The organism is Allobosea sp. FW305-C-101, assembly GCF_058783685.1.
In genome coordinates this window covers 12,090-24,387 of the sequence record NZ_JBYSYT010000010.1, presented here as the reverse complement: position 1 = coordinate 24,387, position 12,298 = coordinate 12,090, and the positions used below count along the sequence as shown (strand labels likewise).

11 protein-coding genes are annotated in these 12,298 nt (G+C 66.2%); 6 read left to right on the top strand and 5 right to left on the bottom strand.

Annotation, left to right across the window (positions count from 1 at the left end; genetic code table 11):
- Positions 1-62: 62 nt before the first annotated feature.
- Positions 63-1,796 (top strand): L-arabinonate dehydratase, encoded by a 1,734-nt coding sequence (gene araD / locus AC3WMA_RS24775; RefSeq protein ID WP_492287924.1) that lies wholly within the window; start codon positions 63-65, stop codon positions 1,794-1,796.
- A complete protein-coding gene (locus AC3WMA_RS24770) occupies positions 1,796-2,719 on the top strand; it encodes a 3-hydroxyacyl-CoA dehydrogenase NAD-binding domain-containing protein (protein WP_492287923.1) in 924 nt (307 codons plus the stop codon). Before araD ends, AC3WMA_RS24770 begins: the two co-directional genes overlap by 1 nt.
- Positions 2,720-2,722: 3 nt before the next feature.
- On the opposite strand, the gene AC3WMA_RS24765 is transcribed toward AC3WMA_RS24770, so the two are convergent.
- Both AC3WMA_RS24765 and AC3WMA_RS24760 read right to left on the bottom strand, forming a co-directional pair.
- The gene (locus tag AC3WMA_RS24765) at positions 2,723-4,117 is read right to left on the bottom strand and encodes a DUF2793 domain-containing protein (RefSeq protein ID WP_492287922.1); all 1,395 of its coding nucleotides are present in this window, start codon (positions 4,115-4,117) and stop codon (positions 2,723-2,725) included.
- A gap of 66 nt (positions 4,118-4,183) precedes the next feature.
- Positions 4,184-4,933, bottom strand: a complete 750-nt coding sequence (locus tag AC3WMA_RS24760; protein ID WP_492287921.1) for an aspartate/glutamate racemase family protein — start codon at positions 4,931-4,933, stop codon at positions 4,184-4,186.
- 247 nt (positions 4,934-5,180) lie between these two features.
- Between AC3WMA_RS24760 and AC3WMA_RS24755 the strand changes: the two genes are divergently transcribed.
- Together AC3WMA_RS24755 and AC3WMA_RS24750 are read left to right on the top strand one after the other, a co-directional pair.
- Entirely contained in the window at positions 5,181-5,555 is a 375-nt protein-coding gene (locus tag AC3WMA_RS24755; protein WP_492287920.1) for a VanZ family protein, read from the top strand.
- A gap of 207 nt (positions 5,556-5,762) precedes the next feature.
- Positions 5,763-7,205: an undecaprenyl-phosphate glucose phosphotransferase gene (locus AC3WMA_RS24750; protein WP_492287919.1), complete on the top strand. Its 1,443-nt coding sequence runs from the start codon at positions 5,763-5,765 to the stop codon at positions 7,203-7,205.
- A 14-nt stretch (positions 7,206-7,219) separates the two neighbouring features.
- On the opposite strand, the gene AC3WMA_RS24745 is transcribed toward AC3WMA_RS24750, so the two are convergent.
- The 3 genes from AC3WMA_RS24745 to AC3WMA_RS24735 form a co-directional block, all read right to left on the bottom strand.
- Entirely contained in the window at positions 7,220-7,867 is a 648-nt protein-coding gene (locus AC3WMA_RS24745; protein WP_492287918.1) for a WecB/TagA/CpsF family glycosyltransferase, read from the bottom strand.
- Positions 7,868-7,929: 62 nt separating this feature from the next.
- Positions 7,930-8,151: a hypothetical protein gene (locus AC3WMA_RS24740; RefSeq protein ID WP_492287917.1), complete on the bottom strand. Its 222-nt coding sequence runs from the start codon at positions 8,149-8,151 to the stop codon at positions 7,930-7,932.
- A gap of 88 nt (positions 8,152-8,239) precedes the next feature.
- Positions 8,240-8,635: a (R)-mandelonitrile lyase gene (locus AC3WMA_RS24735; protein ID WP_492287916.1), complete on the bottom strand. Its 396-nt coding sequence runs from the start codon at positions 8,633-8,635 to the stop codon at positions 8,240-8,242.
- A 224-nt stretch (positions 8,636-8,859) separates the two neighbouring features.
- Here AC3WMA_RS24735 and AC3WMA_RS24730 point away from each other — a divergent pair, with 224 nt between their 5' ends.
- A complete protein-coding gene (locus AC3WMA_RS24730; RefSeq protein WP_492287915.1) occupies positions 8,860-10,389 on the top strand; it encodes an ABC transporter substrate-binding protein in 1,530 nt (509 codons plus the stop codon).
- Between the two features lie 68 nt (positions 10,390-10,457).
- A complete protein-coding gene (locus tag AC3WMA_RS24725; protein WP_492287914.1) occupies positions 10,458-12,071 on the top strand; it encodes a serine hydrolase domain-containing protein in 1,614 nt (537 codons plus the stop codon).
- Positions 12,072-12,298 lie beyond the last annotated feature (227 nt).

The window sequence follows — 12,298 nt, the reverse complement described above, 5'->3', positions numbered from 1 at the left end:
CGGGTCAAGCCCGACCATGACATCAGCACCGGTTAGAACGACAAGAATTCGAGGAAACGCCCATGTCCGCCCGCCCCCGCAAGACGCCCGAGACCCTGCGCAGCTGGCGCTGGTTCGGCGCGAGCGACCTGCGCTCCTTCGGGCATCGCTCGCGCGCTTTGCAGATGGGCTTCGGCCATGAGGAGTTCATGGGCAAGCCGGTCATCGGCATCATCAACACCTGGTCCGAGATCAACCCCTGCCACACCCATCTGCGCGACCGGGCGGACGCCGTGAAGCGCGCGGTCTGGGCCGCCGGCGGCTTCCCGATCGAAATCCCCGTCATGTCGGTTTCCGAACAATATCAGAAGCCTACGACCATGCTCTATCGCAACTTCCTGGCGATGGAGACCGAGGAATCGATCCGCTCCCACCCGCTTGATGGCGCCGTCCTGCTCGGCGGCTGCGACAAGTCCACGCCGGCCCTGATCATGGGCGCCTGCAGCGCCGGCCTGCCCTTCATCTTCGTGCCGGCCGGGCCGATGCTGCGCGGCAACTGGGCCGGCAAGGTGCTGGGCTCCGGCGCCGATGTCTGGAAATACTGGGCCGAGAAAGAGGCCGGCAACATCACCGACGGGGAGTGGAAGGACATGGAGAGCGGCATCGCCCGCTCCTACGGCACCTGCATGGTGATGGGCACGGCCGCGACGATGATGAGCCATGCCGAGGTGCTCGGCCTCACCCTCCCCGGCGCCTCCGCCATCCCCGCCGCCGATGCTGCCCACCCCCGCATGGCCGCTGCCGCCGGCAAGCGCATCGTCGAGATGGTCTGGGAAGACCTGACGCCCGACCAGATCCTGACCCGCAAGAGCTTCGAGAACGCGCTGACCGTCCATATGGCGGTCGCCGGCTCGACCAATGCGATCATCCACCTCGTCGCGATGGCCGGCCGCGCCGGCGTGCCGCTGACGCCGGATGATTTCGATGCCTTCTCGCGCAACGTCCCCGTCGTCGCGAACCTGCGCCCTTCAGGCGATTTCCTGATGGAGGATTTCTTCTATGCCGGCGGCCTGCCCGCCCTGCTGAAGCAGCTCGAAAGCAAGCTCCACACCGACGCGATGACGGTGACCGGCAAGCCGATCGCGGAGACCATCGCGCTCGCCCAGGTCTATGACGACAACGTCATCCGCCCGCTCGACAAGCCCGTGTCGACCGCCAATGGGCTCGCCGTGCTCAAGGGCAACCTCGCGCCCGACGGCTGTGTCATCAAGCCCTCCGCCGCCGAGCCGCGCCTGCTCAAACATTCCGGCCCGGCTCTGGTCTTCGAGCATTACGACGCGATGATGCAGGCCGTGAACGACGAGAACCTCGACATCACCGCCGACCACATCATGGTTCTCAAGAATTGCGGCCCGGTCGGCGGCCCCGGCATGCCGGAATGGGGCATGCTGCCGATCCCGAAGAAGCTGCTGAAGCAGGGCGTGCGCGACATGCTGCGCATCTCGGATGCCCGCATGTCCGGCACGAGCTACGGCGCCTGCATCCTCCATGTCGCGCCGGAGGCCTATATCAAGGGTCCGCTCGCGGCAGTGCAGACCGGCGACATCGTCAGCGTCGATGTCGAGGCGCGCAGCATCTCGGTCGATCTCACCGAGGCCGAAATCGCCGCCCGCCTCGCCGTCTGGACGCCGCCGAACCGCGACTATCCGCGCGGCTGGGGCAAGATGTCGGCCGCCCATATCCGCCAGGCCGACAAGGGCTGCGATTTCGATTATCTGGAGGGGACGGCGAAGGTGCCGGAACCCGAGATCCACTGATGCAGGATATCCGCGACATCGAGCGCGTCGCAATCATCGGCGCCGGGCTGATCGGCAGCTCCTGGGCGGCACTGGCCATGGGCCATGGTTTGAACGTCGCGGCCTATGATCCCGCGCCTGGTGCAGAGGAGCGGTTCCGCCATGCGGTCGACCGTGCCCGCGCCCAGCTTACCGAGCTCGGACTGGCCAATACCGGTCAGTATCTATTCACTGCTGACCTCGACGAAGCTCTGCAAGGCGTTGATTTCGTTCAGGAGAATGGGCCGGAGAACGAAACGGCCAAGCGCGAGCTGCTAGCCCGGCTCGATACAGCATTGCCGCCCGAGGTCATCATCGCCAGCAGCACTTCGGCCCTGCTGCGCAGCGCGATCGTCGCGGATTGCCAGGACAAGCGCCGGGTCATCGTCGCCCATCCCTTCAATCCGCCACATCTCGTCCCATTGGTCGAGATCGTCGGCGAGGACGAGGCGGTCGTCGCGCGCGCCGCCGCCTTCTATCGCAGTCTCGACCGGCGCCCGGTCATCCTCCAGCGCGAAATGCCCGGCCATGTCGCCAACCGGCTGGCCTCGGCGCTCTATCGCGAGGCCGTCCATCTGGTCGAGCAGGGCGTCGCCAGCGTCGCCGAGATCGACGCCTCGCTTTGCAACGGCCCCGGCCTGCGATGGGCCCTGATGGGGCCGCACATGACCTATCATCTCGGCGGCGGCGAAGGCGGCATCGCCGGCTATCTCGCCCATCTCGGGCCGAGCCAGGTGCGGCGCTGGCAATCGCTCGGAACGCCTTCGCTCGATGCGGACGTCCAGCAGAAGATCATCGCGGGCGTCGCGGAAGAGGCTGCCGGACGCACGATCCAGCAGCTCGAAGAACGCCGCGACGAAGGGCTGCTCGCCCTGCTGCGCGCCCGCAAGCTCGTCAGCGAGTAAGCCTCACAGCTCCGCGTCGAAGGCGATCGCGTCGAACGCCGCCCTCACCCGCCCCAGCGCTTGCGCGGTGACATAGGCATAGGCGCGCTCAGACGATTGCGCGACGACGCCCCGGTCGGTGCCCTGCACGTTGATCTCCAGCGAGACCGTGGCCGTGACGCTCGGCGTCGCCCGCATCGGCACCGGCAGGGTGAAACTCTGCCGGCTCGCCGCCGCCGCGGCCTGATAGGCATCGATCAGCACCTGCCCGTCCTGCTTCAGGAAATACCGCCGGCACAGCATCTGCTCGATCGAGAGCGGGCGCGCCGCCCAGCCGGTGGCAAGTCGCCCGCGTTCGAGCTTGATCCGCGCGAAACTGACGGCGCCCGCGCTCGGCGAGAGCCGCACCTGCAGCACGCCAGTATCGCCGACAGCCGGCGTCAGTGTCAGCGAACGACGCCCCGTCCCCGCCGTGATCGTGCCGGACTGGCTGCCGATCGTGACTGCGAGGCTGCCGCCGCTGAGGTCATCGACCGAGAGCGTCAACGGCAGACTGACGAAGGACGAAAGCCCCCAGAGCGCCGGCTCGACCGGCTGGATGATCGCGCCGGATGCCAGGGTGAGGGTGAAGCCGCTGAGCGAGAGAGTCGCTCCACCCGTCGCCGCCTTCCAGCGATCGAAGCCGTAGGCGCCAGCCGCCAGGGCGCCGCCTGCGAAGCCGCGCTGATTGATCGCCATGTCGCCATTGACCAGCAGGTTCGTTCCCGCGGCCCAGAGAGAGCCCGGCAAGGCGACGCTCCCCGAGGCCCGGTCGATCGCCAGCGCGTCATGCCAGGCCGAGCCATCGGCGCTGACCTTGATCCGGAAATCGTCGTCGCCGGCGAGGCCGAACTCGGCCCGACCCGACCAGTTGCTCTGGAACAGCAGGCTCGCGGTGTTACCGGCCGCATTCTTGTTGATCTTCATCCGGTGATCACTGCCGGCATGGCTGAACAGGCTGGCATCCGAAGACACGGCAAGGCGATTGGTCGTGTCAGCCGGCGCGTTCACGCCCCAGCGCTCGGCGCCGAGGCTGCTGAGCGGGCTGTCGCGGCGCCATTCCGTGCCGGTCCAGAGATTGTGCTCGGCCTCGTCGATCACCCAGGCCTGCCAACCGGCGCGCGGCACGAGGAAGGTCCAGCCACCATCCTCGAACAACGCGACCTGATTGGTGCGTCCCGCGAAGGCCCCGGTGCCGCCGGCCGGCACGATATAAGCAGAAAGCGCGGTCGGCGAAGCGGGCGGTGCAGCCTGAGTTCGGCTGTCGACGGTGAGATGGACCAGCCCGTCGAGCCGCATCAGGGCATCGTTATGGGTGACGTGCTTCTGCGCCTGCCCGGCAGCGAGCAGCGGCAGGGAAAGACGGGGCGTATCGGTCATGGGGCCTCGCGGAAGGGGATTTCAGCGAGGCGGATTATCGGGCGGCCGTAAGGACCGGGGATAAGTTCAGCCGAAGCGGCGCGGCCTCAAGCCCGCGTGGAACCAGTTGATCAGCGAATAGATGTCATGGACCGGAAGCCCGGTCGCCGCCTGCACATCGGCCGCATAAGGCGGCATGTTGGTGCATTCGAGCACGATCGCGCCGACGTCAGGGTGGCGGGCGACGAGATCGAGCGCCGCCTGCACCACGTCCTGCCGGGCGAGCTCGACATCCATGTCGTCCTTCTCGGCCTTGATCAGCACGCGGAAGAACTCGCGCCCGTTCTCGGTGCCGGTGACGGGCGTGTCGAGCGGTACGCCAGCTGCCTCCAGATGCTTCGGGGTCAGCGACCCCGCCGAGACCGTGACCACGCCCACGCGCTTGCCCGGCGGCAGCGTCGCCTGCACCCAGGGCACCTGCATCAGCGAGGAGGTCGCGACCGGCACGCCGACGGCCGCCGCAAGTTCACGCTGGAACAGCGAGAGGAAGCCGCAATTGGTGGTGATCGCCTCAGCCCCGAGCCGGACGAGATCGCGCGCGGCCTCGATGAAATCCGGCAGCAGGCCCGCAGCGCCCTTGAGCACGACCTTTTCAGGACTGGCGCCGCCAACGACGCGATAGAGCACCGGGAAGGGCCAGGTCGTGCCATTGCCCATATCGCCGGGAATCCGCGGAAAGCGGGCTTCCAGCATCAGGATGCCCAAGGGAACACCGTAGATCGCCTTTCCACCGCGCGCGATGCGCGTCGGCGAAGGTGCAGTCGAGAACTCCGTCATCCAGCCTCCGCTTGCCGATGAGTCGGCATGCTAGCTTCGACATGGGCGGTCCGTCACCCGTGGATCAGGCCACGGAGGCAGAGTTGAAGAGAAACTTCATCAGCTTCGGTCGAAACTCCGGCCGCTGCCATTGCTTCGTCGTTTTTGCATCGCCATAAGACCAGCTCTCGTTCCGCTCTCGCGCGATTCCGCCGGTTCTGGTCCGTATCTTGCCTGCCCCGCCACGCCGTTCGTCCGGAGCCCGGTCTTGATTCTTTCGCTCGACAAGCTTCGTCGCATCGCCGTGATGGCAGGCTGGGCTGCCCTGCTCGCGATCCTGTTCTCGACCCTGTCCCCCCTGGGGGCGCGACCGCATATTCCCTATCTGGACGCGGATACCGAGCGCTTTCTCGCCTTCTTTGCCGCCGGCGCGGCGCTGGCTTTTGCCTATCCGCGCCAGCGCTGGCTTGTGCTGGCGGGCATCGTCGCCTTCGCCATCGGCCTCGAGGGGCTCCAGACGCTGGAGGCGACCCGTCATGGGCTGCGTCACGATGCGATCGTGAAGGTTGCCGGCGCCACGCTCGGCAGCGTCGCTGCCGCGGCATTTGACACGATGGCGCAGCGCCTCCGCAAGCCCGCATGACGCATCCTGGCACAACAGCATCCGGCAAGACGCCGGCTCGCGCTGCTCTTTTCGGCTGAGCGCCCCCTATCCGCGCCAATCTGGCCCGTATCCCTACGGCATGGGCCTTGCCACTTCCCTCCCGACCATGGCCCGGCGCCGGCACATTGTGCCGCAACGGGACATACTCAAGCCGGCTCACGCCGGCATGGCTGGCCGGGGGAAGAGATGAGCGTCAATGATCTGAGCGGCATGCCGCAAGCCCTGCCCGACAACCGAGCCGGCATTTGGCGCCTCTCGTTCGGGCCGCTGACCGCGGCAACGGATGCCGCCGTGGTCGCCTCCCTCGTCTATGCGGTGTCGTTCGCCTATTACCTCGGCGCCACGAACCTGCCGGGCGTCGACCGCTCGACGCCGGAACTGGCAGCGATGCTCGCGACCCTGTTCGTCTTCATCAATCTGATGCGCGGCCGCTATCAGATCGGCAACTATCTCTCGACGCGCGGACAGATCGGCTCCGCCTTCGCCGTCTGGAACATCACGATGGTCGCCTTCCTGGCCCTGCTGTTCCTCGCCAAGATCGCCGATCATTACTCGCGCGCCGTCATGATCGCGACCTATCTCTGCGGCATCCCCGTCATCGCCCTGTCCCGCTCGGCGGTTGTCCGGCTGATCGCAGCCGGCAGCCGGACCGGGCGGATCACGGCCGAACGCGCCTTCCTCATCGGGCGCGAGGCGAACATCATGTCCTTCGTCTCGCGGCATAAGCCCTGGCATATGGGTTTCGCGGTGACCGACGTCGCCTTCCTGAAAACGTCGCGCGAGGCCGGCCCGGCCGCCCTGGCGGCGGATCTCGCCACAGCCGTGGCAAATTGCCGTATCCGGCGGCCGGACGCGGTCTTCATCGCGGTTCCCTGGTCCGATCAGGAAACGATCTCGGCCTGCGTCGATGCCTTCACGAACCTGCCGGTTGCGATCCATCTCGCCCCCGAGCCGATCATGGAACGCTTCGGCAATGCGCATGTCGTCCATACCGGCACGCTCTCGAGCCTGCGCCTGACGCGCCAGCCGCTCTCAGCAGTCGAGATCGCAGTGAAGCGCGCCTTCGACATCGTGGCAGCGTCCTGCGGCATCATCCTGACTCTGCCGCTGCTGCTCCTGATCGCGGCGCTGATCCGGCTGGACTCCCCCGGTCCCGTCCTGTTCCGCCAGCGGCGTTACGGCTTCAACCAGCAGGCTTTCCGCATCTTCAAGTTCCGCACGATGACGACGACCGATGACGGCCAGGTCGTCGTTCAGGCCAAGCGCAACGACCCCCGGATCACGCGGCTCGGCCATCTGCTGCGTCGCTACAATCTCGACGAACTGCCGCAGCTCCTGAACGTCATCGCCGGCGACATGTCGCTCGTCGGGCCGCGCCCCCATGCGCTGGCGCATGATATCGAATTCGAGCGCAAGATCGCCAACTATGCCCGCCGCCACAACGTCAAGCCCGGCATCACGGGCTGGGCGCAGGTCAACGGCTTCCGCGGCGAGACCGATACCGACGAGAAGATGGCCGGCCGGGTCGCCTACGACCACTGGTACATCGATAACTGGTCGTTCTGGCTCGACATCACCATCCTGTTCCGGACAGTCCTGAGCAAGAAGGCTTTCGCGAACGCGCGCTGAGGCCTTGGCATCACTCAGCCCCGGCCGCGAGGCCGTGGCTGAGTGATGCCAGCCGGCTGAAAGGCGCCGCGGAGCCTCTGCCTCAGAACGATACGGCAGAAGGCCAGCCCCGCTTTTGCCGTCGCTCCGAACCGAAGCAGCCGCCTCGGCAGGACACGATCGGATAGGAAGTTCGGTCCCCCCAGGACAAAGCCCGGAAAGCTCCCCGGCAGGTTGACGCGCTCTCCACGGATTCCCGCCGCGTCGCATTGCGCGCAGAACTGCCGAAAGCGCGCCTTCGGGAGATCGGTGACGATCACATCCGCATCTGCCGCCGCGATGTGATCGAGCACGGCGCGGTCGACCGGCCCGGCGAAATCAGCATCGCAGATGCCGGCGACGCGCAGCCCCGGCCAATCCGACGTGATTCGGTCCCTCAGCGCATAGATCGCGCGGCTATCGCCACCAAAGAAGAAAACGGCCCGGTTCCGCCCGACGCAGTCGCTCAGGAACGCCGCCATCGCGCCCTCCCCGCCGTCCCGCGCGGGAATTGCAAGCAGGCGTGCCTGGCCCTGAATGATGCTCGATTGCACAGCGATCCCGACATGGATGCGGATTGCACGCCGGACGGTCCGGCACGCTTGCGCCCATCTCCAGGCGATATGGTAAATTTTTTGACACATGCCGCAACGTCAATGTTTCGGCGCGATCTTGCAGAAATGAGGCAGCGCGACAGGGCGCCGGATCAGGCGAAGTGGCGCCACACCGTGCGGCCGAGCCAGAGACTCCACCCCGCCACGAGGGTCAGGGCCAGCAGTGCCGCCCCGATGATCAGGGACCGGCCGATCAGGATGCTCACGACGCTGTCCGCGATCGCCGGCTCGTTGTCGTTAGCAGCCTGCGGCCGCCGGCCGAAGCCGGGAGCGTGAACAGGTGCCGGAAACCGTGGCACGCGCTCGGGTCGCATGGAACTCTCTCGCAAGGTTACTCAGGCGTTAAGCAGGAACGAATATCAATGATCCAATTCGCAACGAAATAAAAGCGCAAGATGCGCGCTATCCGCCATATTGAGTGTCGGAAACCTGCTCCAGCCAGTCCACGACCTTGCCGTCCTGCACTTCCTGGATCGCGATATGGGTCATGGCCGTTGCAGGAGAGGCGCCATGCCAATGCTTCTCCCCGGGCGGGAACCAGACGACGTCGCCGGGCCGGATTTCCATGATCGGCCCGCCCCAGCACTGCGCCCGGCCGAGGCCTGCGGTAACGATCACCGTCTGCCCGAGCGGATGAGTGTGCCAGGCCGTGCGCGCGCCCGGCTCGAAGGTGACGTTAGCCCCCTGGACGCGCTCGGCCGCATGGGCGTTGCAGAGCGGATCGATCCTCACCGTTCCGGTGAACCAGTCCGAGGGCCCCTTTCCGGAAGGCCGGGAGCCAGCACGCGTGATGTCCAAGGAATCTCTCCTCGCTTCAACCAGAGTTCGCGGGAACCATGCCGCCGCCGAAGCCCGGAATCCAGCCCTGCGTGACGGCCGGCCGCATTCGGACCGGAGACGATGGAATCGTCGATCGCTCTCAGATGTTTCGCCGAAACCTGCGCAGCGCATCGCTTGACAGTGTTCCAGGCGGATGATTGCCTATTATGGTCTATATAACATAATTATGGAATAAGAAGACGATGAGGAAACTGCTTGCACTCGTGGGGGTCGCCGCGTCGATCTCGCTTTCGTCCGTCGCGCCGAGTCCTGCCCAGCAGGCCGGCGGCATCGTCAATGTCGCTGTGATCGGCGAGCCCGCCTCGCTCGATCCGGGCATCAGCGCGACGGACCTCGTCGGCATGATCTCGCAGCATGTCTTCGAGACGCTCTTCACCTTCGACAGCAAGTGGAACGTGACGCCGCTCCTGGCCGAGGCGATGCCGACGATCAGCGCCGACGGTACGGTCTACAAGATCGCGCTCCGTCAGGGCATCAAGTTCCATAACGGCCGCGAGATGACCGCCGAGGATGTCGTCGCCTCGCTGAAGCGCTGGATGGAGGTCGCCTCCCGCGGCAAGCAGACGGCGCTCTATGTCAAGTCGGTCGCAGCGACCGGGCCGGGCGAGATCACGATCACGCTGAGCCAGCCCTATGCGCCGCTGCTCTCGCTGCTCGCCTTCAACAACTCCGCTGCCGCGATCATGCCGGCCGAGGCCTTGGCAACGCCGCTCAAGGAGGTAATCGGCACCGGCCCCTACAGGCTCAAGGAACACAAGCCGGACCAGTATGTTCAGCTCGCTCGCTTCGACGGCTACAAGCCGCGCAGCGAGAAGGCCGACGGCTTTGGCGGCGCCCGCATCGCCAAGCTCGACGAGATCCGCTTCGTCCCGGTGCCCGATGCCAATACCCGCGTCGAGGCCGCCATCGCCGGCCAGTACGATTATGTCGACTCCCTGCCCGTGGAAGCTTTCGCGCGGTTGGAGAAGGGCAAGGCGAAGCCCGCCCTGCTGAACAATTTCGGCTGGCCGATCTTCGTGATGAACAACAAGGAAGGCCCGCTCAAGAACGAGAAGATCCGCAAGGCGGTTCAGGCGGCCCTCAGCGAGACGGACATGCTGGCCGCCGGCTTCGGCGATCAGAAGTTCTACGCCGTCGACGGCGCGATGTATCCGGAAGGCTATGCTTGGCGCAGCGATGTCGGCGTCAAGGGCAACTACAACATCGCCGACGACAAGAAGGCGGGCGCCCTGCTCAAGGAGGCCGGCTACAAGGGCGAGCCAATCCGCATCCTGACCAGCCGCCAGTACGAGTTCCACTACAAGATGGCGCAGGTCGCGCAGATCTATCTGGAACAGGCCGGTTTCAAGGTCGATCTCCAGGTCAGCGACTGGGCGACCATGATCCAGCGCAACAAGAAGCCGGAGCTCTGGGAAGTCTTCATCACCCATAGCCCCTTCCTGCCGGAGCCGGCGCTGAACTTCATCCTGTCGAAGACCGCCGGCGGCTGGTGGGATACGCCGGAGAAGGAAAAGGCGCTCGATGCCTTCAACAGCGCGACCAGCCAGGACGCCCGCGTCAAGCACTGGGTCGAATTGCAGAAGCTGATCTTCGAGCAGGCCCCGATCGTGAAGATCGGCAATTTCAGCGCACTCTCGGCCGTCGCACCGGGCCTCACGGGCTTCACCCCGTCGCCCTGGCCGGCCTTCTGGAACGTCGAGATCAAGCGCTAAGCCTCAAGCGCCGCGTTCCCTCAGGGAGCGCGGCGCTTCCACGTCAGCCTCAAGCCTAAAAGCCTGCCATGCCCCGCGCCTCTCTCACTCTCGATCCCGCCACGATCGCCGCCCGCATCGCCCCGCATGTCGCGGCCTGGAACAGCGAGACCTCGCCGGGCATGATGCTCGCCGTCCTCTCCGGCGGCGCGGTCGTGCACGAGGCCGCCTATGGCATGGCCGATCTCGCCAATGGCATTCCGCTTTCCAGCCGCTCGGTCGTGCGCATCGCCTCGCAGAGCAAGCAGTTCACCACCTGGCTGCTGCTGGCGCTGGAGCGCGAGGGCCGGCTGTCCCTGCAGGACGATGTCCGCGCCCACCTGCCCTGGCTGCCCGATTACGGCCGGACGATCACCCTGCATCATCTCGCCTCGAACACCTCGGGCCTGCGCGACATCCTGGAGATGATGACGATCGGCGGCGTGCCGATCCTCGCGCCCTCCTCGCGCCAATACGCCTGCAACGTCGTCGGCCGGCAGAGCGAGCTCAATTTCGAGCCGGGCTACGACCTGCTCTACAGCAACAGCAATTTCCTGCTGCTTTCCGAGATACTGGAGAAGGTCTCCGGGCTCGGCTTCAACGACCTCCTGAAGGAGCGCATCACCGGCCCGCTCGGCATGCACGACACGGCCTTGATGCCGCGCGACGACGTGATCCTGCCGCGGCTCGCCGGGCATCACCGCCGCGGGCCGGATGGCGAGTGGCTGAAGGCCGCCTGGGGCATCGCCATCGGCGGCGAAGGCGGCATGGTCTCGACGCTGCACGACATGATCATCTGGCAGCAGAACCTGCGGCAACCGAAGATCGGCGACGCCCAGATGATCGCGCGCATGGAGGATGCCGGCGTGACGATCAACGGCGTGCCCTCGCCCTATGGCTACGGGCTGGTGCGCGACAATAGCGATCTCGGCGAAGCGGTCGGCCATGGCGGCTGGATCGCCGGGGCGCGTTCCGAGTCGGTCCGTTTCAAGGAGGCCGATCTCGGCATCGTCCTTCTCGCCAACCACGACGATTGCGCGCCCTATGTCCTGGCCCGCTCGATCGCGCGCGACCTGCTGGGCGCCGGCAGCGAAAAGCGGAAGCAGGCATTCGACCTTCCCGCCGGCACCTATCGCGACGAGGCCGGCGATGACGCATTCCAGATCGAACTGCGCCAGGGCCAACCCTATCTGATCATGAACATGGGCGGCGCACCGCTCCTGCCTGTCGGCGACAGAGGCTGGCAGCCGCAGGCCTCGATCCCGGCTTTCGCGCTGAAGCTGGAAGCCGGTGGCGCGCTATCCGCGACGCGCTTCGGCCGGACCCGCCGCTTCATTCCGATCGGACCGACCACGTTCCCGATCGATCGCTTCGCCGGCAGGAGCTTCGCGGCAGAATCCGGCGCCTTCCGCGGCGAGACCCGCAAGGTTGGCCCCGAGTTGCATCTCACCCTGTCCTCGCCCGAGGGCAGCCAGCGTGTGAAGCTGATCGCCCATGGCGATGACTTCTTCTTCGCCCATCCCGTCAGCACCGAGGTTCATGACCAGTGGCGCGTCTGCCCCTGGGTGCTGCCCTGGCTGTTCACGATTCGGATCACCAGCGATCGCCTGATCATCAACAGCGATCGCACCAAGCGGTTGGTGCTGAGCGAGACTGACCGGTAGGAGCCAGAGCCACCCCCCTTGTCATTCCGGGGCTTCGCGTAAGCGAAGAACCCGGAACCCACGACCGGGTGAGCCCCTCGCAACCGAACACGTCATGCCTCACCCAGTCGTGGGTTCCGGGTTCGCGCCTTTGGCGCGCCCCGGAATGACACAACGCGCGCCCGGAAGTAGGCCGTCCACCCCAGGCTCTCGCTCGCCTCGCCCCACTCATAACTTCCTGGAATGAA

Coding starts and splice junctions, on each gene's coding strand:
- AC3WMA_RS24750 (WP_492287919.1), top strand. CDS start 5,763: ATGAGCGTCAATGATCTGAGCGGCATGCCGCAAGCCCTGCCCGACAAC.
- AC3WMA_RS24770 (WP_492287923.1), top strand. CDS start 1,796: ATGCAGGATATCCGCGACATCGAGCGCGTCGCAATCATCGGCGCCGGG.
- araD (WP_492287924.1), top strand. CDS start 63: ATGTCCGCCCGCCCCCGCAAGACGCCCGAGACCCTGCGCAGCTGGCGC.
- AC3WMA_RS24765 (WP_492287922.1), bottom strand. CDS start 4,117: ATGACCGATACGCCCCGTCTTTCCCTGCCGCTGCTCGCTGCCGGGCAG.
- AC3WMA_RS24730 (WP_492287915.1), top strand. CDS start 8,860: ATGAGGAAACTGCTTGCACTCGTGGGGGTCGCCGCGTCGATCTCGCTT.
- AC3WMA_RS24760 (WP_492287921.1), bottom strand. CDS start 4,933: ATGACGGAGTTCTCGACTGCACCTTCGCCGACGCGCATCGCGCGCGGT.
- AC3WMA_RS24725 (WP_492287914.1), top strand. CDS start 10,458: ATGCCCCGCGCCTCTCTCACTCTCGATCCCGCCACGATCGCCGCCCGC.
- AC3WMA_RS24745 (WP_492287918.1), bottom strand. CDS start 7,867: ATGTGTCAAAAAATTTACCATATCGCCTGGAGATGGGCGCAAGCGTGC.
- AC3WMA_RS24740 (WP_492287917.1), bottom strand. CDS start 8,151: ATGCGACCCGAGCGCGTGCCACGGTTTCCGGCACCTGTTCACGCTCCC.